This window comes from Rhizobacter sp. P5_A1, from assembly GCF_056400745.1.
The window spans coordinates 31318-54043 of record NZ_JBFUKR010000027.1; the positions used below are offsets into that span (position 1 = coordinate 31318).

The window sequence follows — 22726 nt, forward strand, 5'->3', positions numbered from 1 at the left end:
CACGATGCCCGAGCAACTGACCAAGCACCCGGAGGTGACGCTGCAGGTGCTGCGCAGCTCCGGCGCCAAGTGCGCCCAAGGGGAGACGCAGGACATCCTCACCCGATGCCCCGCCGAGCGCTTCTGCAAGCTGCCGGGCGGAGAGATTTGCGTCTTCGGCCTGTCCGATGCGTCGCGGATGACCCAGATCACCGCCACCGAATGGAGGACTCTCACGCCGTTCACGCCTGCTGCAACACCCCGATCGGAAGCGCCTTTCGGCGCCGAGGTGCTGCTCAGTGGGGGCATCGGCCTGCTGGCAGGGGCGGCCATCGGCTTCGCCGTGTCACGCTTGCGGCGCCAGCGCCACTGAATCCGGAAACCGGCAGAGCGCGTCGTGCCCGCGTCGGCGCACCTATCATCTGCGCGATGTAATTTGCGCGGCGTCGATTTGCCGTCTCTCATGAATCCATCGCTGCCGTCGTGGCTGCAAAGCCTGTTGCCGGCGCGGACGTCGGTCAACCCGACCGAGCGACTGCGCGCCTGCGCCGGCGCGCTGCTCGGGATCCTGCTCACCGGCTTGCTGAGTGCGCGGGTGCTCGGCCCGACCGCCTCGCTGATCTGGTTGATGGCCCCGATGGGGGCGTCGGCGGTGCTGCTGTTCGCGGTGCCGGCCAGCCCGCTGGCCCAGCCCTGGGCGATCACCGGCGGCAACCTCGTCGCGGCGCTGGTCGGCGTCAGCTGCGCGAAGCTGATCGGCGCGCCGGTGGCTGCTGCGGCGGTCGCGATCTCGGTGGCGATCGGTGCGATGTTCGCGCTGCGCTGCCTGCACCCGCCGAGCGGTGCGGTGGCCCTGACCGCGGTGCTCGGCGGCCCGGAGATCCACGCGGCCGGCTACGGCTTCGTCGTCGCGCCGGTGGCGATCAACACCGCGCTGCTGCTGGTCGCCGCGCTGGTCTACAACAACGTCACCGGGCGCCGCTATCCGCACGCGCAACAGGCCGAGCCGGTGCGCCCGCATCGGACCGCCGACGCGATCCCGACGGCGCGGCTCGGCTTCACCCCCGGCGATCTGCAGGCCGCGCTGAAGGACTACAACCAGGTGCTCGACGTCAGCCTCGACGATCTCGAAGCGCTGTTCCGCCAGACCGAGATGCATGCGTTCCGGCGTCGCTTCGGCGAGACGCAGTGCAGCGAGATCATGTCGAAGGACGTTCTCGCGGTCGAGTTCGCGACCGAACTGGCCGAGGCCTGGCAGCTGATGCAGGCGCACACGGTGCAGGCGCTGCCGGTGATCGACCGGGCGCGGCGTGTCATCGGCATCGTCACGCGCTCCGACTTCCTGCGCCACGCCGACCTGCGCGACGAGCCCGGCTTCGGCGCGCGGCTGCGCGCGTTCCTGCGCCGCACGCCGAGTTCGCACTCCGACAAGCACGAGGTCGTCGGCCAGATCATGAGCGCGCCGGTGAAGACGGCGTCCGACACGACGCCGATCGTCGAGCTCGTGCCGCTGATGGCCGACGTCGGCTTCCACCACGTGCCGATCGTCGACGCCGAGCGGCGCCTGGTCGGCATCGTCACGCAGACCGACCTGGTCGCGGCACTGTACGAGACCCGGCTGGCGCAGCTCGCCAGCGCTGCCTGAGCCAGGCCTGTGCGCCGCATACGCCATCGGGCGTATTTCGGCGCGTCCGGTGGCTGCGTAACCTGCGGTCGGCGCAATCCGGCATTGGCGTGCCGCTTGCTCGTCACCCACAAGCCATCACAGGCAACCCACAGGAGCGTGAACCCATGAACACATCCCGCCGCCAAGCCGGCAAGACCCTCACGGCCGTCGCCCTGGGCGTCGCCGCCCTCGGCTTCAGCTCGCTCGCCAGCGCCGCCGACACGATCAAGGTCGGCGTGCTGCACTCGCTGTCGGGCACGATGGCGATCTCCGAGACGGTGTTGAAGGACACCGTGCTGATGGCGATCGACGAGATCAACGCCAAGGGCGGCCTGCTCGGCAAGAAGCTCGAGCCGGTCGTCGTCGACCCGGCCTCGAACTGGCCGCTGTTCGCCGAGAAGGCCAAGCAGCTGATCGGCCAGGACAAGGTCGTCGTGACCTTCGGCTGCTGGACCAGCGTGTCGCGCAAGTCGGTGCTGCCGGTCTACGAGGAACTCAACAGCCTGCTGTTCTACCCTGTGCAGTACGAGGGCGAAGAGCTCTCGAAGAACGTGTTCTACACCGGCGCGGCGCCGAACCAGCAGGCCATCCCCGCGGTCGAGTACCTGATGAGCAAGGCCGGCGGCGGCGCCAAGCGCTGGGTGCTGCTCGGCACCGACTACGTCTACCCGCGCACGACCAACAAGATCCTGCGCTCCTTCCTGCACAGCAAGGGCGTGAAGGACGAAGACATCGACGAGAAGTACACCCCGTTCGGCCACAGCGACTACCAGACCATCGTCGCCGACATCAAGAAGTTCGCGGCCGGCGGCAAGACCGCGGTGGTCTCGACGATCAACGGCGACTCGAACGTGCCGTTCTACAAGGAACTCGGCAACGCCGGCCTGAAGGCGAAGGACGTGCCGGTCGTCGCGTTCTCGGTCGGTGAAGAAGAGCTGCGCGGCGTCGACACCAAGCCGCTGGTCGGCCACCTCGCGGCGTGGAACTACTTCCAGTCGATCAAGGCCCCGGCGAACACCGAGTTCATCAAGAAGTGGAGCGACTACGCGAAGGCCAAGGGCATCGCCGGCCACAAGGACAAGCCGCTGACGAACGACCCGATGGAAGCCACCTACATCGGCATCAACATGTGGGCGCAGGCGGTCAAGAAGGCCGGCAGCACCGACACCGACAAGGTCATCGCGGCGATGGCCGGCCAGACCTTCCCGGCGCCGAGCGGCATCACCTCGACGATGGACCCGAAGAACCACCACCTGCACAAGTCGGTGTTCATCGGCGAGATCAAGGCCGACGGCCAGTTCAACGTCGTCTGGAAGACGCCGGGCCCGGTCAAGGCCCAGCCGTGGAGCCCGTTCATTCCCGAGAACAAGGGCAAGAAGGACGAGCCCGCGCTGATGGCGAAGAAGTAAGCCGCGATGACGCGCCGCCTGTTGCTGTTGCTGGGTTGCGTGCTCGGGGCCGTGCTGTGCGCCGGCCCGGCACTCGCCCTGACACCGCAGCAGGCGCGCGCGCTCGTCGCCGGCGAGGCCGAGGCGCGCATCGCTGCGCTCAACGCGGCCCTCGCCGGCGCCGACGAGAAGACGGTCGCGCTGATCCAGGCGATCTCCGACGACACGGTCAAGTTCAGCGACGGCGCCGTCTTCGTGATGAAGGACGGCAAGGGTTTCGACCCGGTCACCGGCGCCGAAGCGGCGGTGCCCGAGGCGGCCGAAGACGTCATCAACAACAACCAGATGCGCAGCGAGCTCGATGCGGCGCTGGCATCGATCAAGCTGTTCTCGGCCGACGTGAGCGTGCGCGCCGATGCGGTCAAGACCCTCGCGGCCGAGCCGGACGAAGCCAAGCTGCCGCTGGTCGAGAAGGCCTACGAGGCAGAGCAGGTGCCGGCGATCAAGAGTGCGCTCGCAGCCGTGCGCGCCGCGATGCTGCTCGGCAGCGCGGACGCGGCCAAGCGCCTTGACGCCGCGAAGTCGCTCGGCGCCACCGGCACGCCGGCGACCAAGACCCTGCTGCTCGAGCGCCAGAAGGTCGAGACCGATGCCGCGGTGCGCGGCGCGATCGTCGGCTCGCTCGACCAGATCGAAGCGCGCCTGGCCTGGGGCGAGCGCCTCGGCGTGGTCTTCACCGGCATCAGCCTCGGCTCGATCCTGCTGCTGGTCGCGCTCGGCCTGGCGATCACCTACGGGCTGATGGGCGTGATCAACATGGCCCACGGCGAGCTGATGATGATCGGTGCGTACGCGACCTACGTGATCCAGAACCTGTTCAGGGCCTACCTGCCCGGCGCGTTCGACTGGTACGTGTTGCTCGCGGTTCCCGCGTCGTTCCTGGCCGCGGCGCTGGTCGGTGCGGTGCTCGAGCGCAGCGTGATCCGCTGGCTCTATGGCCGCCCGCTCGAGACGCTGCTCGCGACCTGGGGCATCAGCCTGGTGCTGCAGCAATCGGTGCGCACACTGTTCGGCGCGCAGAACGTGCCGGTCGAGAACCCGGCATGGCTCTCCGGCGGTGTCGCGGTGATGAGCAACCTGACGCTGCCGTTCAACCGCATCGCGATCATCGCGTTCGCGGTGCTGGTGCTGGCCGGCGTCTCCTTGATGATCGCGCGCACGCGGCTGGGCCTGTTCGTGCGCGGCGTGACGCAGAACCGCAAGATGGCGGCCTGCATGGGCGTCAACACCGCGCGCATCGACACCTACGCGTTCGCGCTCGGCTCGGGCATCGCCGGCCTCGCGGGCTGCGCGCTGTCGCAGGTCGGCAATGTCGGGCCCGATCTCGGGCAGGGCTACATCGTCGACTCGTTCATGGTCGTCGTGCTCGGCGGCGTCGGCCAGCTCGCCGGCACGGTTTACGCGGCGCTCGGCCTGGGTGTGCTGAACAAGCTGCTCGAAGGCTGGCAGGGCGCGGTGCTCGCGAAGATCATGGTGCTGGTCTTCATCGTGATCTTCATCCAGAAGCGGCCGCAGGGCATCTTCGCGATGAAGGGGCGGAGTGCCGAGGCATGACCGCCGTGCTGTCGACGCCGATGCCGATGGGCGCGCCGCCGCGCGGCGTGCTGACCGGCACGCGCTGGAGCGCGGTGCTCGGCGCGATCGTCGTCGTCGCGGTGCTGGTGCCGATCCTGAACCTCGCGGTGCCGGCCGGCAGCGCGTTCCACCTGTCCGAGTACGCGGTGCAGCTGATCGCGAAGATCATGTGCTACGCGATCTGCGCGCTCGCGATGGACCTGATCTGGGGCTACACCGGCATCCTCTCGCTCGGCCACGGCGTGTTCTTCGCGCTCGGCGGCTACGCGATGGGCATGTACCTGATGCGCCAGATCGGCCGCGACGGCCAGTACCGCATGGACATGCCCGACTTCATGGTGTTCCTGAACTGGAAGACCTACCCGTGGCACTGGGCGCTGTCGGATTCGTTTGCCGCGCAGATGGCACTGGTCGTGCTCGTGCCGGGCCTGCTCGCGTTCGTGTTCGGCTATTTCGCGTTCCGCTCGCGCATCAAGGGCGTGTACTTCTCGATCATCACGCAGGCGATGACCTACGCCGCGATGCTGCTGTTCTTCCGCAACGAGACCGGCTTCGGCGGCAACAACGGCTTCACCGATTTCAAGCGCATCCTGGGCGTGCCGATCGCGACGCCTTCGATGCGCATGCTGCTGTTCGTGATCACCGGCTGCACGCTGATCGGCTTCTTCCTGCTCGCACGCTGGCTCGTCAACAGCAAGTTCGGCCGCGTGCTGCAGGCGATCCGCGACGCCGAGACGCGCGTGATGTTCACCGGCTACGACCCGCTGCGCTACAAGCTCGCGATCTGGGTCATCTCGGCGGTGATGTGCGGCATCGCCGGCGCGCTCTACGTGCCGCAGGTCGGCATCATCAACCCGGGCGAGATGTCGACGGCGGCGAGCATCGAGATCGCGATCTGGGCCGCGGTCGGCGGCCGCGGCACGCTGATCGGGCCGATCGTCGGCGCGTTCTTCGTCAACGGCGCGAAGAGCTGGTTCACGCAGGCGTTTCCGGAGTTCTGGCTGTACTTTCTGGGGGCCTTGTTCATCCTCGTGACGATCTTCCTGCCAAATGGGATCGTGGGCCTGCTGCGCAAGCCCGAAGGAATCATCGGTCTCGTGCGTCGCAAGAAGGACCGCGCATGACACCGGAGCTGATGGCTGCCGGCGCGCGCATCCGCGAGCAGGCCGAGGCGCGCAAACATGCGCCCGCGGGGCTTTCGGGCGGCCGCGAGACGAGCTATTCGCGCGTCGCCACCGGCGAGCTCGACGTGACTCACGGCGCGATCCTGTACCTCGACGACATCACCGTCAGCTTCGACGGCTTCAAGGCGCTGAACGCGCTGAGCCTGTCGATCAGTGCCGGCGAGATGCGCTGCATCATCGGCCCGAACGGCGCCGGCAAGACGACGATGATGGACGTGATCACCGGCAAGACCCGGCCCGACCTCGGCAAGGCCTTCTTCGGCTCGACGATCGACCTGCTGCGCATGCGCGAGAACGAGATCGCGTCGATCGGCATCGGCCGCAAGTTCCAGAAGCCCACGGTGTTCGAGCACCTGAGCGTGTTCGAGAACCTCGAACTCGCGTTGAAGGCGGACCGCGGCGTGCGTTCCGCGATGTTCTTTCGCCTCAGCGGCGAACAGCTCGACCGGATCGGCGCGATGCTGACGCTGATCCACCTGAAGGACAGCGCGCAGCGTGTCGCCGGGCTGCTCTCGCACGGGCAGAAGCAGTGGCTCGAGATCGGCATGCTGCTGATGCAGGACCCGAAGCTGCTGCTGCTCGACGAGCCGGTCGCCGGCATGACCGACGAGGAGACCGAGCGCACTGCCGAGCTGTTTCTCTCGCTCGAGGGCAACCACTCGCTGGTGGTCGTCGAGCACGACATGAAGTTCATCGGCGAGCTGACGCAGAACGGCAAGAACGGCAAGAAGGTCACGGTGCTGCACGAAGGCAGCGTGCTGGCCGAAGGCCTGCTGTCGGAAGTGCAGGCCAACGAGAAGGTCGTCGAGGTGTACCTTGGCCGCTGACATGCTGAAGGTCGAAGGCATCAACCAGTACTACGGCGGCTCGCACATCCTGCGCAATGTCGCGCTCGAGGCGCAGGCCGGCGAGGTCACCGTGATCCTCGGCCGCAACGGCGTCGGCAAGACGACGCTGCTGAAGAGCCTGATGGGCGTCGTGCCGGTGAAGACCGGCACGATCCAGCTCGACGGTGCGCCGATCACGAAGGACACGCCGTACGAGCGCGTGCGCAAGGGCGTCGGCTACGTGCCGCAGGGGCGCGAGATCTTCGGCCGGCTGACGGTACAGGAGAACCTGCGCATGGGCCTGGCCTACAAGAGCGGCAGCACGCCGATCCCGGCCGAGCTGTTCGAGCTGTTCCCGGTGCTCAAGCAGATGATCAACCGGCGCGGCGGCGATCTCTCGGGCGGCCAGCAGCAGCAGCTCGCGATCGCGCGCGCGCTCGCCGCCGGGCCGAAGCTGCTGATCCTCGACGAGCCGACCGAGGGCATCCAGCCCAGCATCATCAAGGACATCGGCCGCGTGATCCGCATGCTCGCGGACCGCGGCATGAGCGGCGGCCGCCCGATGGCGATCGTGCTGGTCGAGCAGTTCTACGACTTCGCCGCCGAGCTCGCCGACCAGTACATCGTGATGGAGCGCGGCGAGATCATCCAGCGCGGCCGCGGCGAGGACATGGAAGCCGACGGCGTGCGCGCGCTGATGTCGATTTGATCAGAAGCTGATCGTGAAGCGGTGATCCCTGAAGCTCAGCAATGCGGCCTTCAGCCGGATCTGCTGCAGCACCAGGCCCGGGGCGATCGCGTCGCCTTCGTGCAGCACCTGGCCGTTGATGATCAGGATCCGATCCGCCGGCTTGGTCGAGTACATCGAGCCGCCGACCGCGAGGTTCGGCAACTGGCGGCGGATCTCGTCGGGCAGATCGGCGAGTGCGTAGACGCGTTCCGCGGTCGCGGCCGGCTTCGCGTCGGGCGCGACGGCCGCGCTCGCCGCCGGGGCGACCGGCGGCTTGGGCTTGCGCGCGATCGGCGCCGGCTCGACCCGGGGCTTCGGCGCCTCGATCGGCGGCGCGATGGAGGGCGTGACCGGTGCGGGTGCGACCGCGACCGGCGCCGGCGCCGGCGCAGGCACGACAGCGGTCGGTAGCGGCGCCGGCGGCGCGCCGCGGCTCATGAAGAACCACGGCAGCAACCCGCCCAGCGCTGCCAGCGCAACGATCACGATCGCCGCCGCGAAGCCGACGAGCGCGATCGTGATCGCGGTGCGCGATTTCGCCGGCGTGCCGCCCGGGCGCGCGTCGCCGAAGCTCGGCTGCGCGTGGATGCCGGGCACGTTGCCGCGGTCGCGCTCGGCATCGGCCTTACGCAGGGCGTCGAGGATATAGGACATGTTGGGCTGCCTCAGTGCGTGGTCGCGGCGTCCCCGCGCAGCCGCGGCTCGTCGACGCCGGTGGCACGGTTGAGTTGCATGAAGGTCGTCGGGCCGGCGAGGCCGTCGGGCCGCAGGCCTTGCGAGAGCTGGAACGACGAGACCTGCGTCTTCCAGGCGGCGTCGGTCGTGGCTGCGGGCTGGGCCTGCAACGCCGCGAGTTGCGCGCCGATCCGGCTCGCGAGGGCGCCCGAGTTCGCGTCGACCACGCGGCCGGCGTAGCCCGGCGGCGCGCGCCAGAAGGTCGCGAAATCGCCGCGCCACAGCGTCGCGAGCGAGACCAGCGAGATCGTCTGCGAGGCGTCGCCGAGGCGCAGCGTCGCGCTCGTGTTCGTCAAGCCGCTGAGCAGCGCGTAGACCGGCTTGTCGTCGGCATCGCGCAGCGTCAGGATGCCGGGCCGATCGAGCTGGCGGATCAGCGCGAGCGTCGTGCTGGCGCTGCGATAGCACTGCAGCCCGCCGCGCTGCGCCGCGGCGCACGGGTCGGCGGCGTCATCGGCGCCGAGCTCGAGCTTCCAGGCGGGCGCGAGCTGGCGCCAGGCATCGCGCTCGTCGTGCGCGAGCGACTTGAAGCGCGCCTGCAGATCGGCCGCGGTCAGGAAGGTCGGCGCCGAGGCGGCCGGGACCGCCGATGCGCTGCGCGGTGACGCGGCTGCGCTCGCCGATGCCGCGCTCGACCCGGCCGGCCGAGGCGCCGATGCGGCGGCCATCGGCGCCGGCACGGGACCACGCGTCGGGCCGTACAGCAACAGCCCGAGCGCCGCGAGCGCCGCGCCGGCGAGCGCGGCCATGCCCCAGGCCGCGGGCCCCGAACCCCAGCGCTTCGGTGCCCCGCCATGTTCGCGGTCGAACACCTCGCTGGCGGCCCTGTCGACGATCGCGCGATCGACCTGGCCCTTGCCGCTCGCGTAGGCGCCGAGCAGCGCGCGATCGCACAGCAGGTTGATGCGTCGGGGAACGCCGCGCGAGAGCGCGTGGATGCGCTGCATCGCCTTGGCGTCGAACGGCATCGCGATCGTCATGCCGGCGACCGACAGGCGGTGCCGGATGTAGCGCTCGGTCTCGTCCTCGGTCAATGCGCCGAGGTGGTAGCGCGCGATCACGCGCTGTGCGAGCTGTTCGAGCTCGGGCTTCGCGAGCAGGTCGCGCAGCTCGGGCTGGCCGATCAGGATGATCTGCAGCAGCTTGCGCTCGTTGGTCTCGAGGTTCGTCAGCAGGCGCAGCTGCTCCAGCACCTGGGCCGACAGCATCTGCGCCTCGTCGATGATCAGCACGTTGTTCTGGCCGACGGCGTGCGTCTTCAGCAGGAACTCGTTGAGCGGGTCGAGGTAGTCCTTGACGGTCGGCTCGCCGTGCACGCGTTGCGGCCTCGGGATGCCGAATTCCTCGCACACCGACTGCAGCAGTTCGAGCACCGTGAGCTTCGGGTTGAAGATGTACGCGACGTTGGTGCGCCGCGGGATCTGCTCGAGGAAGCAGCGGCACACGGTCGTCTTGCCGGCACCGATCTCGCCGCTGAGCAGCACGAAGCCGCCGCCGCCGTTCACGCCGTACAGCAGGTGCGCGAGTGCCTCGCGGTGGCGCTCGCTCATGAACAGGTAGCGCGGGTCGGGCGCGATCGAGAACGGCTCGTGCTTCAGACCAAAAAATGACGCGTACATGGGGGCGGAGAATACCGCGCCCGGTAGCGGCTCCGACCGGCCGGGGCGCGGTCACAATCGCGACCACCCCGAGTGACGACCCCAACCGCGGAGCCTGGCCGATCATGATCACCGTCCACCACCTGAACAACTCGCGCTCGCAGCGCGTGCTGTGGCTGCTCGAAGAGCTCGGCCTGCCGTACGAGATCCAGAAGTACCAGCGCGATCCGAAGACGATGCTCGCGCCGCCGTCGCTGATGAAGGTGCACCCGCTCGGCAAGTCGCCGGTGATCACCGACGACGGCACGACGGTGGCCGAATCGGGCGCGATCGTCGAGTACCTGATCGAGCGCTACGGCGACGGCCGCCTGGCGCCTGCGATCGGCACGCCCGAGCGGCTGCGCTGGCGCTACTGGCTGCACTTCGCCGAAGGCTCGGCGATGCCGCCGCTGCTGCTGAAGCTGATCTTCGAGAAGATTCCGCAGGCGCCGATGCCATTCTTCGTCAAGCCGATCGCGAAGGGCATTTCGGCCAAGGTGCTCGCCGCGATGGTCGACCCGAACCTGAAGCGCCAGCTCGATTTCATGGAGGGCGAGCTCGGCAAGAGCGAATGGTTCGCGGGCGACGCGTTCAGCGCGGCCGACATCCAGATGAGCTTCCCGGTCGAGGCGGCCGCGCAGCGCGCCGGGCTCGATGCGAGCCGGCCGAAGCTGATGGCCTACCTGAAGCGCATCCACGCGCGCCCGGCCTACCAGAAGGCGCTGGAGCGCGGCGGGCCGTACAGCTTCGCGAACGACTGACGAGCGACGACCGGCGACGTTGGATTAGACGGCGCCCATCCGCGAACGCAGCACGTTCGCGCCGTCGCCCTGCGCTTCGCGCGCCTGTCGGCGGCCGAGGTCGGCGCCGTCGCGTTCGCGCAGGATTTCGGCGAGCGACTTCTTCTTCGGCTGGCCGGCGGCATCGGTCGCCGATGCGGCCGAGGCGGCCGGCGCGATGCGAGCCGCGACCGTCGTCGGCTGCGCCTCGGGCGGGCAGGGCGCCGACTGGAACACGATGCGCCCCTCGACGTGGCACTTGCGCACCGGGTCGGCGTGCGCGGCCCCGCACAGCAGCGCCGCGCTGCACAGCAGCAGGCTCGTCGGGCGGCCGAATCGGCCGGCACGGCGAGGGTCGTTTGCAGACATGGATGCGGCGTCGGGTGCGTTCTTCATGCCCGAAAGTCTAGGGTTGACGAGCCGCATCGCGGGTCGTCCGCGCTGGTAACAGAGTGCGCCGTTCGCGCAGGAAATCACGCGGGCGCATCCGACGGCCTCCCGCCTCCTCAGGTGCGCCAGACGCGCGGCGTGCAGCCCGCAAGGTGCCACGCGGCGTCGCGCCATGCAGCCCAGGCGCGCGTCAGCAGCGCGACCGCCGGCTCGACCCGCGGGGCCAGCACGCGCAGCACGATGACGCCGTCGTGGACCGCGGTCGCGCCGGCGCTGCGCTGCAGCGGATCGCCTTCGATCGCGCCGCGCGCGGCGGCGAGCAGCGCATCGCGGCGCGCGCCGCCGAGCCCGTGGCCGGCCGCGAACCACAGCGTGCCCATCACGCGATGGCCCGCCCAGCCCAGCGGCGAGTCGAGCAGGCGCGCGTCGAGTGCGTCGATCACGCCGCGCTCGAGCCAGCGGCCCGGCAGCTCGACGCACTGCGTGAAGCGGCCGCGCGCGAATGCCTGGTCGGACGCCGGCAGCCCGAGCGCGAGCACGTCCCAGCCGATCATCTCGGCGCCCGGCGCGAGCTCGAAGCGCATCAGGTTCGCGCCGAGGCAGCCGCTGTAAGCGATCGTCTCGAGCGGCAGCCACTCGAGGCGCGCGCCGTCGGCGAGCGAGGCGCGCAGGCGTTGGGTGGCCGGTGCGCCGCTGCTGCGGTAGAAGCGCGTCGCGCCGGGCGTGGTGATCAGCGCGTGCGCGCCGGGGTCGAGCGCGAGGTCGATGTCGAGCTCGTCACCGCCGACCAGCCCGCCCGGTGGATGCACCAGCACGTTGTGGCAGATCGCCTGACCTTCCGGGTACAGGCTCGCGAGCACGCGCAACGGGCCGTCGTGGCGGTCGTGCAGCACCGTGCGCGGCGCACCGCGCAGCTCGTCGCACCGGTAGTCCAGCCGCAGCGCGCCGGCCCAGGACATCAGCTGGCGTCGCGGCGCCAGAACGCGACGTGCAGCGCCGCGATCTCGGCCTCGACCTCGGGCACCGGGCCCCAGACGCGGATGTCCTTCTGGCCGCGCGCGAAGACCGTGCGACAGGGCAGGTCCAGCGTCGCGTTCTCGGGGTGGTCGCCGGTGAACTGCAGCAGCCGGTGCTCGTCCATGCCGTAGACGAGCCGGCCGATGTGCGCCCAGTACTGCGTGCCGGCACACATGCAGCAGGGTTCGACCGTGGTGTAGAGCGTGCAGCCCCAGAGCTCGTCGGGTGTCCAGGCCTTCGCGGCCATGCGGGCGAGCACCGCCTCGGCGTGGTTCACGCTGTCGATGTTGCCCTGCTCGGTCAGCACGGTTTCGTGGTCGGGGCCGACCAGCACGGCGCCGAACGGGTGATGGCCCGCGTCGAGCGCGCGCTTCGCGACCGCGTTCGCGGTGCGCAGATGGCGCTGCATCTGCTCGGGCGTCGGGTCGGCGCCGTGAGGTGGCAGGGCACGGAGCGGCGTGATGGCGGACATGCGGGCAAGGACGAAGTGAAGTGGTGAGTCTAAGAGAGCGGGCGGGAACAGAATGCGGTCGCTATCCCGCATTTCCATCCCACACGTCACACTTCACCCGCACGACCTGGAGCCCCTGCCATGCGCCGCACTCTTGTCACCGCGATCCTCGTCCTGGCCGCCGCCGGAGTGGCCGCTGCCGCGCTCCCGTACGACGAGGCCGCGAACCCGAAGGCCGACCTCGAGGCGGCCCTGGCGACGTCGAACGCGACGAAGCGGCCGGTGCTCCTGATCTTCGGTGCCAACTGGTGCGAGGACTGTCGCGCGCTCGACGCCTCGCTGAAGAACGCGAAGAACGCCGAGCTGGTCTCGAAGGAGTTCGTCGTGGTCAAGGTCGATGTCGGCAACTTCGATCGCAACCTGGACGTCGCGGCACGGTATGGCAACCCGATCAAGCGCGGCATTCCTGCCGCCGTCGTCCTGTCGCCGAACGACCAGGTTCTCTACGCGACCCGCGCCGGCGAGTTGTCGAACGCGCGGCGCATGAGCGAGACCGGGGTGTACGAATTCTTTCGGGGTGTGGCGTCTTCGTCCAAAGAGAAGAAGTAGCCCGTACTGCACCGCATCGTCAATCGCCTCTCAGTGAGTCGCCCGAGATAGACTCTGTTGCATCAAGGAGAGTGGCATGAAGTTCAGTCTCGAGTGCGAGCGTGAGGACGACGGGCGGTGGCTGGCCGAGGTGTCGCAGCTTCCAGGTGTCCTGGCCTACGGCGCGTCTGCCAATGAAGCGATGGCGAAAGCCGAAGTCCTCGCGCTGCGCGTGCTGGCCGAACAGCTCGAACATGGAGAGGCCCTTCCACTGGACATCAGCATTTCGATTCCGGCCGTGGCATGAGTCAATGGCCTTCGTCGAAGGCCAGGCGGGTGATCGCCGCTCTGCTCCGTCTTGGCTGGCAGACCAAGCGGCAAACGGGTTCTCATCGCACGCTGGCGCGAGAAGGCTGGCCTGACTTTGTGTTTGCCTTTCACGAAGGTGACGAGTTGGGCCCCAGAATGCTGGCGCGCATCGCCAAGCACACCGGGCTTCGACCCGAAGACCTGTAGTTGAGGCATCGCGTCATATCGCCGCCGGCGCCCGGTCGATGAAGCCGATCACCTGACGAATGCGCCCGTCCTGCAGCACGACGACGTCGCTGCCTTCGATCGGCGGCGCGCTGCCGTCGGGGCCGAGCGACCACGACAGCCGCACATAGTCGCCGTGGCCGTTCGGGGTGCCGGTCAGCCTGAAGCGGAACCCGGGGAAGCGCTGATGCACCGCGCCGACGAGTCCGGCGATCGGTGCTTCGCCTTCGGCGCGCATCATCGGGTCGACGTAGCTGGCGTCGCGCGCCCAGTGCGTCTTCAACAGCGACCGGCGCCGTTCGTCGTCGGTCTCGTTCCACGTGTCGAGGTAGGCTCGTGCGATGGATGCTGGATCGAACATGCTGACTCCTGATGGGGGTGAACCGGCAGATTCCGGCAGGAACAAGCGTACGAAGTACCGAGCCCGAAGACGATGACCTGCGAGGTCATGGCCCGCCCCGGCTAGCAAGGTCACTCGCCCTGCGTGCCCCGATGCGCCCAGCCGGTGGTGCGCAGCTCGATCAGCGAGAAGAGTTCGTACATCGCCATCGCCATCACGCCGATCACGACGAGCCCGGCGAAGGCCAACGGCATGCGCTGCTGCGAACCCGCGGTCTGCATCAGGTAGCCGATGCCCGAGTCGCCGGCCGTCATCTCGGCCAGCACGGTGCCGACGAACGCGAGCGTGATCGCGACCTTCAGCGACGCGTAGAAGTACGGCATCGAGCGCGGCAGGCCGACCTTGACGAGCACGTCCCAGCGCTTCGCACCGAGCACGCGCAGCACGTCCTCGAGCTCGGGCTCGAGCGTCGCGAGACCGGTCGCGATGTTCACGGTGATCGGGAAGAACGAGATCAGGAATGCGGTCAGGATCCCCGGCCCGAGACCGATGCCGAACCAGACGATCAGGATCGGCACCAGCGCCGCCTTCGGCACCGCGTTGAACCCCACCAGCAGCGGGTAGATCGCCGCATACGCCAGGCGCGACGAGCCGACCAGGAAGCCGAGCAGCACGCCGACGACGATCGCGATCGCGAAACCGAGCATCGTGACCCAGAAGGTCTTCCACGCCGCTTCGGCGATCGGGCCGGCGAACTCGCGCAGCGCCTGCACGATCGTCAGCGGGCTCGGGAAGATGAAGTCGTCGATCCGGAATGCCGAGCAGACGAGCTGCCACAACAGCAGCAAGGCCGCCGCGGTGACCACCGGTGCCCAGCGCTGCATCGCGCGCGGCGTCATGACGTGACCTCGGCCGGCGCCTTGCCGTCTTTTTGCGAACGAGCGGCCCCGATGTGCCCGCGCAGCTCGTGCACGATGTCGCTGAACGCGCTCGTGTAGGTCACTTCGAGATCGCGTGGCCGCGGCAGCTCGATCTCGCGCCGGACGACGAAGCGACCCGGGCTGCGGCTCATCACGTAGACAGTGTCGGCGAGGAACACGCTCTCGCGCAGGTCGTGCGTGACGAGGATGACGTTGAAGCGCCGCGCGGCCCACAGGTCGCGCAGCGTGCACCAGAGCTCCTCGCGCGTGAAGGCGTCGAGCGCGCCGAAGGGTTCGTCGAGCAGCAGCATCTTCGGTTCGTGGATCAGCGCGCGGCAGATCGACGCGCGCTGCTGCATCCCGCCCGAGAGCTGGTGCGGCAGCTTGTCTTCGTAGCCGGCGAGCCCGACCGTGCGCAGCAGCTGGATCGCGCGTTCGCGGTACTCGTCGCGGCGCGCCTTGAACTGCGTGCGGTGCGGCTCGACGATCTCGAGCGGCAGCAGCACGTTGTCGACCGTGCTGCGCCAGGGCAGCAGCGACGGCGCCTGGAACGACATGCCGCTGATCTTCAGCGGCCCGGTCACCGGCGCACCGCCGATCGCGATGCTGCCGCGGCTCGGCCGGCGCAGCCCGGTCGCGAGCTTCATGAAGGTCGACTTGCCGCAGCCCGACGGGCCGACGATCGCGATGAACTCGCCTTCGGCGGCCTGCAGCGTGATGTCCTCGACCGCGAACTTGTTCTGGGCCAGCAGCTCGTCGCTGTAGGCGAGCCAGACCTTGCTGAAGTCGACGAAGGCTGGATTGCCCGCGCTCACTTCTTCGCGGCCGGGAAGATGTTGCGCTCGGCCGCGCTCGGCAGCAGGGTGCCGTTCCAGACCGCATCGGGCTTGACGCGCTCCTTGGTGCCGAACGCATCCGACACTTGGCTCGCCATCAGGCTCAGGCGCGGCCCGGTGACCATGCCGAAGCCTTCGGCGCGCGCGTCCGGCGTCAGCACGGTCGCGTCGAGCGCGAGCTTCAGGCGACGCTCCTCGAGCGCGGCATCGATGATGCCGTCGCGCGCCTTCACGGTCGCGATGCTCGCCTTCGGGTCGGCGATCACGTCGCGCATGCCCTTCGTGAACGCGCGCAGGAATGCCTTCACGGCCTCCGGGTTCTTCTTCAGGAAATCCTCGCCGACGATGATCGCGTTGCCGTACAGCTTCACCCCAAAGCTGGGGTACGGCAGGATCACGACATCGGAGGCTGCAACGCCGCGCGCCTCGATGTTCAGCAGCGACGTGAACGAGAACCCGGTGATCGCATCGACATCGCCGCGCACCAGCATCGTCTCGCGCAGCGGCGGGTCCATCGCGGTCCAGGTGACGTTGGCGATGCCGTTCGCCTTCGCGAAGATCGGCCAGGCCTTGCGGCCGGCGTCGAACACCGGTGCACCCAGCTTCCTGCCGGTCAGGTCGGCGGGGGTCTTGATGCCCGACTTCTTCAGCGCCAGCACCGCGGCCGGCGTGTTGTTGTAGACCATCATCACCGCGACCGGCTTGTTCGCGGCGGCCGGGTTGTTCGCATGGAACTCCATCAGCGCGGCCAGGTCGGCGAAGCCGATGTCGTACGAGCCCGACGCGACCCGCGTGACCGCGCCGCCGGAGCCGTTGCCGGCATCGACGGTGACGTTGAGCTTCTCGGCCTTGAAGTAGCCCTTCGCGACCGGCACCAGGAACATCGCGGCCGGGCCCTCGAAGCGCCAGTCGAGCTGGAACTTGATCGGCGTCTCCTGAGCGCTGGCGGGCAGCGCAGCGAGGGCGAGCGTGCTGCCGAGGGCGGCGATCAGCGCGCGGCGCGAAGGGGTGGCGAGTGGGTTCAAGCGAGCTCCAGCGACTGAATTGAAGGGGACAGGGGAGGGAATGCAAATTCTGTGCGCGGCCGCAGCCGGCGCGCACCGAGTCGAACCCGGGGTCGGCCCCACCCCGCGGTTCGGGGGGATCGCCGGCGCAGCGCGGGGCACCCCGATAGCGATGTCGCCGGTCGCGTGCTACTTTGATGCGACAACCACCACCACTCGCGGCAACCATGAATCGCTCGCTCTCACTCGGCCGTCTGCTGTCGGCCGCAGCCATCGCGCTGGGTACCTTGGCCAGCGTGCCGGCGCAGGCCGGACCGTTCGGCTCGATGTTCGTGTTCGGCGACAGCCTCTCGGACAACGGCAACAACGCGATCGCCGGCCTGTACGACCCGGCGCAGGTCGTCACCGGCAACTCGTACATCCCGTCGTCGACCTACGCGTCGGCAGCGCCGTTCCCGACCTACAGCAACGGTCCGGTCTGGGCCAACTACTACGCTTCGATGATCGGCGTGTCGCTGGTGCCTTCGTTGGCCGGCGGCGGCGATTACGCGTTCGGCGGTGCGACGACCGGCACGCCCGGGCCGGGCCCCGGCGGCTTCCCGTACAGCCTGCGTACGCAGACCGACATGTACCTTGCGCACACCGGCGGCGTCGCGTCGGCCGATGCGTTGTACGTCGTCGCCGGCGGCGGCAACAACGCGCGCGCGGCACTGGCCGCGATCTCGGCGCAGCCGGCCAACGCGGGCGCGATCATCGCGGCGGCCGCCGCGGCGTTCGCGAACGACATCGGCGTCATCGTCGACGAGCTGCAGGCCGCCGGCGCGCAGCACATCGTCGTCTGGGATGCGCCGAACCTCGGGCTCGCGCCGGCGGTGACGGCGGCGGGCCCTGCGGCGTCCGCGACCGGCTCGTTCCTGGCCGGCGTGATGAACGGTGCGCTCGCCGCGCGCCTGAACGGCGAGGGCGGCGTCTCGATCTTCGATCTGTTCGGGTTCAACACGGCGCTGGTGACCACCCCCGGCGCGTTCGGCCTGACGAACGGAACCGACGCCTGCGGCGCGATCGTCGGCGCCAACTGCAGCCAGTACGCGTACTGGGACGGCATCCACCCGACCACCGCGGCGCACATGGCGATTGCCAATGCGATGTTCGTCGCGACGATCCCCGAACCCGAGACCTACGCGCTGCTCACGCTCGGCCTGATCGCGGTGGTGTGGCAGACCCGGCGCCGCGCGCAGCCGCTGGCCCGCGCCAGCTGATCGCTCACGGCGTCGTCAGCAGATCGAACAGCGTGCGCGCGACCACCTGGGTCGCGCGGCGCAGGTCTTCGAGCACCAGGTGCTCGTCGGCGCGCTTCGCGTTCGATTCGAACACGGTCCGCGGCCCGGCGCCGTAGATCGCGGCCGGCACGCCGGCCTCGCCGTACAGCCGCACATCGGTGTAGAGCGGCGTGCCGGAGGTCGGGATCGGTTCGCCGAAGACCTCGGCGCCGTGTCTCTGCAGCGCCTCGACCAGCGCCTGGTTGCCCGGCAGCGGCTGCAGCGCGTTCGCGAGCAGCAGGCGCTTGATCTCGACGGTGATGCCGGGGTCGTTCTTGCCAAATTCGGCCGCCGCGTCCGCGATCACCCGACGGATCGCCGCCTCGACCTCGACCGGGTTCTCCTCGGGGATCATGCGGCGGTCGAGCTTCAGCACGACCTTGCCCGGCACGACGTTGGTGTTCGTGCCGCCCTCGATGCGCCCGACGTTCAGGTACGGGTGCGTGATGCCCGCGACGCCCGACCTGACCTGCCGGTAGAGCGAGTTCTGCTCGTACAGCGCGTTCAGGATCGCGACCGCGCCCTGCAGCGCGTCGACGCCGGTGTCGGGGATCGCCGCATGCGCCATCTTGCCGTGCACCGTGACCTCCATCTGCAGGCAGCCGTTGTGCGCGGTCACGACCTGGTAGCTGAAGCCGGCCGCGAGCAGCAGGTCGGGCTTCGTCAGCTTGTTGCGCAGCAGCCAGCCGGGGCCGAGCTCGCCGCCGAACTCTTCGTCGTAGGTGAAGTGCAGCTCGACCGCGCCCTTCAACTGCGCGCGCAGCGTCTCGATCGCGCGCAGAGCGAAGGTGTAGGTCGCGAAATCGCTCTTGCTGACGGCCGACGCGCGGCCGTAGAGCTTGCCGTCGACCACCTCGCCGCCGTACGGGTCGTGCGACCAGCCCTCGCCGGGCGGCACGACGTCGCCGTGGGCGTTCAGCGCGATGGTCGGGCCGCCGGGCGCGTACGGCCGGCGCACGATCAGGTTCGTGATCGAGGCCATGCCGTATTCCTTCAGCGCCCACTCGGGAACCGGGTGCTTCTCGGCGTCGAGGCCGAAGCCGTGCAGGAGCTCGGCGGTGCGCTCGGCATGCGGCGCGTTGTTGCCGGGCGGCGTGTCGGTCGGGACCTGGACGAGCGCCTGCAGGAACTTCACTTCCTCGTCGAAGTGCGCGTCGATCCAGGCGTCGAGTTGTTGGTAGGCGGTGGTCATCGGGTGTCTCTCAGGCTTTCTCGGTTGCCAGCTGATCGAGCAGGTGCATGAACGCTTCGACCGCGAGCTGCATGTCGTCGCTGGTGCTCGATTCGAGCGGGTTGTGGCTGATGCCGGCGTTCTGGCCGCGCACGAACAGCATCGCCTGCGGCATCGCCTCGTGCAGCTTCATCGCGTCGTGGCCGGCGCCGCTGGGCATGCGGAACACCGGCAGGCCGCTGGCCTCGACCGCGCGTTCCCAGCGCCGCTGCCATGCGGGCGCGCTGGGCGCCGCGGCGGCGCGCATCGTCTCCTCGATCGTGTGGGACAGGCCGCGCCGCGCGCAGATCTGCGCGAGCGCCGCGAGCACGTCGCTCGCGCAGGCATCGCGCACCTCGTTGGTCGTTGCGCGGATGTCGAGCGTGAACTGGCAGCGGCCCGGCACGACGTTGGTCGAGCCGTTCGGCACCGTCAGGATGCCCATCGTGCCGACGAGGTTCGGCAGCAACGCGGCACGCGTTTCGAGGAACAGCGCGAGCTCGGCGACCGCGGTCGCGGCGTCGCGCCGGCTGTCCATCGGCGTCGTGCCGGCGTGGCTCGCCATGCCGACGACCTCGCCGAGATAGCGCACGCCCCCATTGATCGAGGTCACGACGCCGAGCGGCAGGTCGAGCGCGTTCAGCACCGGGCCTTGTTCGATGTGCACCTCGACGAAGCCCCGGTAGCGGCTCGCGTCGCGCTTCAGCGCATGGATCGACGCCAACGCGGCGGGCAGGCCGGCGTGGCGCATCGCCTCCTTCATCGTGATGCCGTCGGCGTCGCGCTGGTCGAGCCAGGCAGGGTCGAAGTGGCCGGTCAGCGCGCCGGAGCCGAGGAAGGTCGCCTTGTAGCGCTGGCCTTCTTCTTCGGCGAAGCCGACGACCTCGAAGCCGTAGGGCAGGCGCCTGCCTGAGCGGTGCAGCTCGCGCACGCAGATCATCGGCACGAAGATGCCGAGGCGCCCGTCGTACTTGCCGCCGTTGCGCACGGTGTCGTAGTGCGAACCGGTCAGCAGGCGCGGCTGCTTCGGATCGCTGCCGTGGTAGAGGCCGACGACGTTGCCGACCGCGTCGATGCTCACCTCGTCGAAGCCGCATTCGAGCATCCACGACTTCAGCTGCGCGGCGCAGGCGCGGTGCGCGTCGGTCAGGTAGGTGACGGTCAGCTCGCCGCGCTCGGCGTAGCCCGAGTCGGAGTGCGTCGCAAGCAGCTCGGCGCAATCCCAGGCCTGGTTGCCCAGCGTCGGCGCGACGCCGAACTTGTCGTTCAGGCGGATCTCGGCGATGCGGTGGACGTTGCGAGTGCACTCGGCGAGCTCGAAGTCCGGGTGGTTCGCGAGGCGCCGCTCGAAGGTCCTGATGATCTCGTGCCGGTGCAGCCCGCTGCCGCGCGGCCCGCGCACCGCGAGCGTGAACGGCCAGCCGAACTTCGCGTTGTAGGCCGCATTGAGCTGCTGGATCTGCGCGAACTCGGCCGGCGTGCAATCGCTCAGGCCCGCCTTGCCTTGCTCATGGGTCGATTCGGCCGTCAGCGTCTTGCTGACCATCGCCTTGCCGGCGAGCTCGGGGTGGGCGCGGATCAGCGCGACCTGCGCGTCGCGGCCGGCGTCGCGCAGCACCGTCACCAGCGCATGCTTCAGCTGCGCCAGCGTCGCGAACGGGCGCTTCGCCCAGGCGGCCTCGGCGATCCACGGCGAGTGTTCGTAGACGCCGTCCAGCAGCGCGGCGAACTCGGGTCGGGTCGTGCGGTTCAGGCGATCGAGCGTCAGCGGCGAGGCCATCGGTGTCTCCGGGCGATTCATGCGGGATGGGTCTGCGCCCAATGGCGCGCGATGTCGATGCGACGGCAGATCCACACGCGATCGTGCTGCTGCACGTGATCGAGAAAGCGCTGCAGCGCCTTGAAGCGCCCGGGCTTGCCGAGGATGCGGCAGTGCATGCCGATGCTCAGCATCTTGGGCACGGCGTCGCCTTCCTCGTAGAGCACGTCGAACGCGTCCTTCAGGTAGTTGAAGAAGTGGTCGCCGGTGTTGAAGCCCTGCATCGACGCGAAGCGCATGTCGTTGGTGTCGAGCGTGTACGGCACGATCAGGCGCTGGATCGTCGTGCCGTCGGTCCTTTCGACCGGCATCCAGAACGGCAGGTCGTCGCCGTAGTAGTCGCTGTCGTACTCGTAGCCGCCGTGGTCGGCGACCAGGCGCTTGGTGTTCGGGCTGTCGCGCCCGGTGTACCAGCCGAGCGGCCACTGGCCTTTCGTCATGTCGCGGATGATCTGCGTGCCGATCTCGATGTGGCGGCGCTCGCGCGTCTCGCTCATGTGCTGGTAGTGGATCCAGCGCCAGCTGTGGCAGGCGATCTCGTGGCCGAGCTCGACGAAGGCCTGCGTCAGATCGGGGTTGCGGTGCAGCGCCATCGAGACGCCGAAGACCGTCAGCGGCAGGCCGCGCTTCTCGAACTCGTCGAGGATGCGCCAGGCGCCGACGCGCGAGCCGTATTCGTACATCGACTCCATCGACAGGTGGCGCGTCTCGAAGGCCTGCGCGCCGATGATCTCGGAGAGAAAGGTCTCCGACGACGGGTCGCCATGCAGCACGCAGTTCTCGCCGCCTTCTTCATAGTTCAGCACGAACTGGACCGCGATCTTCGCCTGCTGCGGCCACTGCGCCTGCGGCGGGTTGCGCCCGTAGCCGATCAGGTCGCGAGGGTAGTCCTTCGTCATCATCGTGGCGGTCTCCGCGTCAGGCTCGGGTCAACGCCCAACCCGTCCGGCAGCAAGACCGAGCCGAGGTCGGGCGCGCGCGGGTCGAGCCGCAGGTTGCGCTCGACATTGTGCAAGTGCGATTCCATCAGCCTCACCGCGGCGCGCGCATCGCGCCGTTGCAGCGCATCGACGATCGCGACATGCTCGTCGAACGAGTGCTCGGCCGAATGGGCCGACTGGTACATCAGCGCGATCAGCGAGCAGCGCGAGACCAGGTCGCCGAGCAGCCCGGCCAGCACCTCGTTGCCAAGCATGCGTGCGATCACGACGTGGAAGTCGGCCAGCAGCCGCGTGCGGCCCGATACGTCGGTGCGCTGCAGCGCCGCGGATTCGGCCTTCAGGTGCGCGCGCAGCTCGGCGATCTGCGCGTCGCTGAGCTGCGTGGCGGCGCGCTTGATCATCGCGGCCTCGAGCATGTTGCGGGTCTCGAAGACCTGCTTCGCCTCTTCGACGCCGGGCTCGGCGACGCGCGCGCCGCGCGCCGGCTCGAGCGTGATCAGGTGATCGCGGCTCAGCTGCATCAGCGCCTGGCGCACCAGCGTGCGCGAGACCTTGAAGACATCGGCGATCTTCTGCTCGGCCAGCTTGGTGCCGGGCATCAGCCGGCGCTCGACGATCGCGCTCGTGATCGAGTCGGCGATGCGCTGCGTGAGGTTGTCGCCCGCGGCGGGCTCGGCGGCACGCGCCGCGGCGGCCTTGACCGGGCGGATCACATGCAGTTTCGTGGCGGGGCGGTTCACGGTGCGGTGGCGGAAGACCAGATCGGGCTTGCGTTGTGCAGCAAAGTGTATACACTT

General features: G+C 69.1%; 25 protein-coding genes. 12 read left to right on the forward strand and 13 right to left on the reverse strand.

Annotation, left to right across the window (positions count from 1 at the left end; all coding sequences use genetic code 11):
* Nucleotides 1-4 precede the first annotated feature (4 nt).
* The 7 genes from AC1DTW_RS22875 (at nucleotide 5) to urtE (ending at nucleotide 7388) form a co-directional block, all read left to right on the forward strand.
* On the forward strand, nucleotides 5-352 hold the full coding sequence (locus tag AC1DTW_RS22875; RefSeq protein ID WP_477983697.1) for a hypothetical protein: 348 nt from the start codon (nucleotides 5-7) through the stop codon (nucleotides 350-352).
* 90 nt (nucleotides 353-442) lie between these two features.
* Complete coding sequence (locus tag AC1DTW_RS22880; RefSeq protein ID WP_477983698.1) at nucleotides 443-1624, forward strand: HPP family protein; 1182 nt, start codon at nucleotides 443-445, stop codon at nucleotides 1622-1624.
* Nucleotides 1625-1770: 146 nt separating this feature from the next.
* Entirely contained in the window at nucleotides 1771-3054 is a 1284-nt protein-coding gene (urtA, locus tag AC1DTW_RS22885; protein WP_477983699.1) for an urea ABC transporter substrate-binding protein, read from the forward strand.
* A gap of 6 nt (nucleotides 3055-3060) precedes the next feature.
* Nucleotides 3061-4647: an urea ABC transporter permease subunit UrtB gene (urtB, locus tag AC1DTW_RS22890; RefSeq protein WP_477983700.1), complete on the forward strand. Its 1587-nt coding sequence runs from the start codon at nucleotides 3061-3063 to the stop codon at nucleotides 4645-4647.
* Nucleotides 4644-5792 carry an urea ABC transporter permease subunit UrtC gene (gene urtC / locus AC1DTW_RS22895; protein ID WP_477983701.1) on the forward strand — a complete coding sequence of 383 codons (1149 nt, stop codon included), beginning with the start codon at nucleotides 4644-4646 and terminating at the stop codon, nucleotides 5790-5792. Before urtB ends, urtC begins: the two co-directional genes overlap by 4 nt.
* A complete protein-coding gene (gene urtD / locus AC1DTW_RS22900) occupies nucleotides 5789-6679 on the forward strand; it encodes an urea ABC transporter ATP-binding protein UrtD (RefSeq protein ID WP_477983702.1) in 891 nt (296 codons plus the stop codon). The genes urtC and urtD overlap by 4 nt, the downstream gene beginning before the upstream one ends.
* A gap of 1 nt (nucleotide 6680) precedes the next feature.
* Complete coding sequence (gene urtE, locus AC1DTW_RS22905; RefSeq protein WP_477983703.1) at nucleotides 6681-7388, forward strand: urea ABC transporter ATP-binding subunit UrtE; 708 nt, start codon at nucleotides 6681-6683, stop codon at nucleotides 7386-7388.
* Here the strand turns inward: urtE and AC1DTW_RS22910 are convergent, their stop codons facing one another.
* Both AC1DTW_RS22910 and AC1DTW_RS22915 read right to left on the reverse strand, forming a co-directional pair.
* On the reverse strand, nucleotides 7389-8063 hold the full coding sequence (locus AC1DTW_RS22910; RefSeq protein ID WP_477983704.1) for a general secretion pathway protein GspB: 675 nt from the start codon (nucleotides 8061-8063) through the stop codon (nucleotides 7389-7391).
* A gap of 11 nt (nucleotides 8064-8074) precedes the next feature.
* Entirely contained in the window at nucleotides 8075-9763 is a 1689-nt protein-coding gene (locus AC1DTW_RS22915; protein ID WP_477983705.1) for an ExeA family protein, read from the reverse strand.
* A 104-nt stretch (nucleotides 9764-9867) separates the two neighbouring features.
* Between AC1DTW_RS22915 and AC1DTW_RS22920 the strand changes: the two genes are divergently transcribed.
* Nucleotides 9868-10542 (forward strand): glutathione S-transferase family protein, encoded by a 675-nt coding sequence (locus AC1DTW_RS22920; protein ID WP_477983706.1) that lies wholly within the window; start codon nucleotides 9868-9870, stop codon nucleotides 10540-10542.
* A 24-nt stretch (nucleotides 10543-10566) separates the two neighbouring features.
* Here the strand turns inward: AC1DTW_RS22920 and AC1DTW_RS22925 are convergent, their stop codons facing one another.
* The 3 genes from AC1DTW_RS22925 to AC1DTW_RS22935 form a co-directional block, all read right to left on the reverse strand.
* Nucleotides 10567-10956: a hypothetical protein gene (locus tag AC1DTW_RS22925; protein WP_477983707.1), complete on the reverse strand. Its 390-nt coding sequence runs from the start codon at nucleotides 10954-10956 to the stop codon at nucleotides 10567-10569.
* Between the two features lie 110 nt (nucleotides 10957-11066).
* Entirely contained in the window at nucleotides 11067-11909 is an 843-nt protein-coding gene (locus AC1DTW_RS22930; protein ID WP_477983708.1) for an urease accessory protein UreD, read from the reverse strand.
* Entirely contained in the window at nucleotides 11909-12439 is a 531-nt protein-coding gene (locus AC1DTW_RS22935; protein ID WP_477983709.1) for a nucleoside deaminase, read from the reverse strand. Before AC1DTW_RS22935 ends, AC1DTW_RS22930 begins: the two co-directional genes overlap by 1 nt.
* Before the next feature lie 120 nt (nucleotides 12440-12559).
* Between AC1DTW_RS22935 and AC1DTW_RS22940 the strand changes: the two genes are divergently transcribed.
* The 3 genes from AC1DTW_RS22940 to AC1DTW_RS22950 all read left to right on the forward strand — a co-directional run bounded on the left by AC1DTW_RS22940 (nucleotide 12560) and on the right by AC1DTW_RS22950 (nucleotide 13522).
* Entirely contained in the window at nucleotides 12560-13027 is a 468-nt protein-coding gene (locus tag AC1DTW_RS22940; RefSeq protein WP_477983710.1) for a thioredoxin family protein, read from the forward strand.
* A gap of 76 nt (nucleotides 13028-13103) precedes the next feature.
* Nucleotides 13104-13313 (forward strand): type II toxin-antitoxin system HicB family antitoxin, encoded by a 210-nt coding sequence (locus tag AC1DTW_RS22945; RefSeq protein ID WP_477983711.1) that lies wholly within the window; start codon nucleotides 13104-13106, stop codon nucleotides 13311-13313.
* Nucleotides 13310-13522: a type II toxin-antitoxin system HicA family toxin gene (locus AC1DTW_RS22950; protein WP_477983712.1), complete on the forward strand. Its 213-nt coding sequence runs from the start codon at nucleotides 13310-13312 to the stop codon at nucleotides 13520-13522. The genes AC1DTW_RS22945 and AC1DTW_RS22950 overlap by 4 nt, the downstream gene beginning before the upstream one ends.
* A gap of 13 nt (nucleotides 13523-13535) precedes the next feature.
* Here the strand turns inward: AC1DTW_RS22950 and AC1DTW_RS22955 are convergent, their stop codons facing one another.
* The 4 genes from AC1DTW_RS22955 to AC1DTW_RS22970 form a co-directional block, all read right to left on the reverse strand.
* Entirely contained in the window at nucleotides 13536-13946 is a 411-nt protein-coding gene (locus AC1DTW_RS22955; RefSeq protein ID WP_477983713.1) for a nuclear transport factor 2 family protein, read from the reverse strand.
* A 65-nt stretch (nucleotides 13947-14011) separates the two neighbouring features.
* Entirely contained in the window at nucleotides 14012-14779 is a 768-nt protein-coding gene (locus AC1DTW_RS22960) for an ABC transporter permease (RefSeq protein ID WP_477983714.1), read from the reverse strand.
* Nucleotides 14776-15615, reverse strand: a complete 840-nt coding sequence (locus AC1DTW_RS22965) for an ABC transporter ATP-binding protein (protein WP_477983715.1) — start codon at nucleotides 15613-15615, stop codon at nucleotides 14776-14778. The genes AC1DTW_RS22960 and AC1DTW_RS22965 overlap by 4 nt, the downstream gene beginning before the upstream one ends.
* On the reverse strand, nucleotides 15612-16628 hold the full coding sequence (locus AC1DTW_RS22970; RefSeq protein WP_477983731.1) for an ABC transporter substrate-binding protein: 1017 nt from the start codon (nucleotides 16626-16628) through the stop codon (nucleotides 15612-15614). The genes AC1DTW_RS22965 and AC1DTW_RS22970 overlap by 4 nt, the downstream gene beginning before the upstream one ends.
* A 239-nt stretch (nucleotides 16629-16867) precedes the next feature.
* Here AC1DTW_RS22970 and AC1DTW_RS22975 point away from each other — a divergent pair, with 239 nt between their 5' ends.
* Entirely contained in the window at nucleotides 16868-17899 is a 1032-nt protein-coding gene (locus AC1DTW_RS22975) for an SGNH/GDSL hydrolase family protein (RefSeq protein WP_477983716.1), read from the forward strand.
* Nucleotides 17900-17903: 4 nt separating this feature from the next.
* Here AC1DTW_RS22975 and AC1DTW_RS22980 read toward each other — a convergent pair whose 3' ends face one another.
* The 4 genes from AC1DTW_RS22980 to AC1DTW_RS22995 are packed head-to-tail and all read right to left on the reverse strand — an operon-like array spanning nucleotide 17904 to nucleotide 22639.
* Nucleotides 17904-19151, reverse strand: coding sequence for a M20 family metallopeptidase (locus AC1DTW_RS22980; protein ID WP_477983717.1), 1248 nt, complete (start codon nucleotides 19149-19151; stop codon nucleotides 17904-17906).
* 10 nt (nucleotides 19152-19161) lie between these two features.
* Entirely contained in the window at nucleotides 19162-20949 is a 1788-nt protein-coding gene (uraD, locus tag AC1DTW_RS22985; RefSeq protein WP_477983718.1) for a 2-oxo-4-hydroxy-4-carboxy-5-ureidoimidazoline decarboxylase, read from the reverse strand.
* Between the two features lie 17 nt (nucleotides 20950-20966).
* Nucleotides 20967-21890, reverse strand: coding sequence for an allantoinase PuuE (gene puuE / locus AC1DTW_RS22990; RefSeq protein WP_477983719.1), 924 nt, complete (start codon nucleotides 21888-21890; stop codon nucleotides 20967-20969).
* Entirely contained in the window at nucleotides 21887-22639 is a 753-nt protein-coding gene (locus AC1DTW_RS22995; RefSeq protein WP_477983732.1) for a GntR family transcriptional regulator, read from the reverse strand. The genes puuE and AC1DTW_RS22995 overlap by 4 nt, the downstream gene beginning before the upstream one ends.
* Between the last annotated feature and the right edge of the window lie 87 nt (nucleotides 22640-22726).

Coding starts and splice junctions, on each gene's coding strand:
- AC1DTW_RS22975 (WP_477983716.1), top strand. CDS start 16,868: ATGAATCGCTCGCTCTCACTCGGCCGTCTGCTGTCGGCCGCAGCCATC.
- puuE (WP_477983719.1), bottom strand. CDS start 21,890: ATGATGACGAAGGACTACCCTCGCGACCTGATCGGCTACGGGCGCAAC.
- AC1DTW_RS22910 (WP_477983704.1), bottom strand. CDS start 8,063: ATGTCCTATATCCTCGACGCCCTGCGTAAGGCCGATGCCGAGCGCGAC.
- AC1DTW_RS22880 (WP_477983698.1), top strand. CDS start 443: ATGAATCCATCGCTGCCGTCGTGGCTGCAAAGCCTGTTGCCGGCGCGG.
- AC1DTW_RS22960 (WP_477983714.1), bottom strand. CDS start 14,779: ATGACGCCGCGCGCGATGCAGCGCTGGGCACCGGTGGTCACCGCGGCG.
- urtB (WP_477983700.1), top strand. CDS start 3,061: ATGACGCGCCGCCTGTTGCTGTTGCTGGGTTGCGTGCTCGGGGCCGTG.
- urtC (WP_477983701.1), top strand. CDS start 4,644: ATGACCGCCGTGCTGTCGACGCCGATGCCGATGGGCGCGCCGCCGCGC.
- AC1DTW_RS22950 (WP_477983712.1), top strand. CDS start 13,310: ATGAGTCAATGGCCTTCGTCGAAGGCCAGGCGGGTGATCGCCGCTCTG.
- AC1DTW_RS22925 (WP_477983707.1), bottom strand. CDS start 10,956: ATGAAGAACGCACCCGACGCCGCATCCATGTCTGCAAACGACCCTCGC.
- AC1DTW_RS22980 (WP_477983717.1), bottom strand. CDS start 19,151: ATGACCACCGCCTACCAACAACTCGACGCCTGGATCGACGCGCACTTC.
- uraD (WP_477983718.1), bottom strand. CDS start 20,949: ATGGCCTCGCCGCTGACGCTCGATCGCCTGAACCGCACGACCCGACCC.
- AC1DTW_RS22945 (WP_477983711.1), top strand. CDS start 13,104: ATGAAGTTCAGTCTCGAGTGCGAGCGTGAGGACGACGGGCGGTGGCTG.
- urtD (WP_477983702.1), top strand. CDS start 5,789: ATGACACCGGAGCTGATGGCTGCCGGCGCGCGCATCCGCGAGCAGGCC.
- AC1DTW_RS22940 (WP_477983710.1), top strand. CDS start 12,560: ATGCGCCGCACTCTTGTCACCGCGATCCTCGTCCTGGCCGCCGCCGGA.
- AC1DTW_RS22930 (WP_477983708.1), bottom strand. CDS start 11,909: ATGTCCTGGGCCGGCGCGCTGCGGCTGGACTACCGGTGCGACGAGCTG.
- AC1DTW_RS22920 (WP_477983706.1), top strand. CDS start 9,868: ATGATCACCGTCCACCACCTGAACAACTCGCGCTCGCAGCGCGTGCTG.
- urtE (WP_477983703.1), top strand. CDS start 6,681: ATGCTGAAGGTCGAAGGCATCAACCAGTACTACGGCGGCTCGCACATC.
- AC1DTW_RS22875 (WP_477983697.1), top strand. CDS start 5: ATGCCCGAGCAACTGACCAAGCACCCGGAGGTGACGCTGCAGGTGCTG.
- urtA (WP_477983699.1), top strand. CDS start 1,771: ATGAACACATCCCGCCGCCAAGCCGGCAAGACCCTCACGGCCGTCGCC.
- AC1DTW_RS22915 (WP_477983705.1), bottom strand. CDS start 9,763: ATGTACGCGTCATTTTTTGGTCTGAAGCACGAGCCGTTCTCGATCGCG.
- AC1DTW_RS22935 (WP_477983709.1), bottom strand. CDS start 12,439: ATGTCCGCCATCACGCCGCTCCGTGCCCTGCCACCTCACGGCGCCGAC.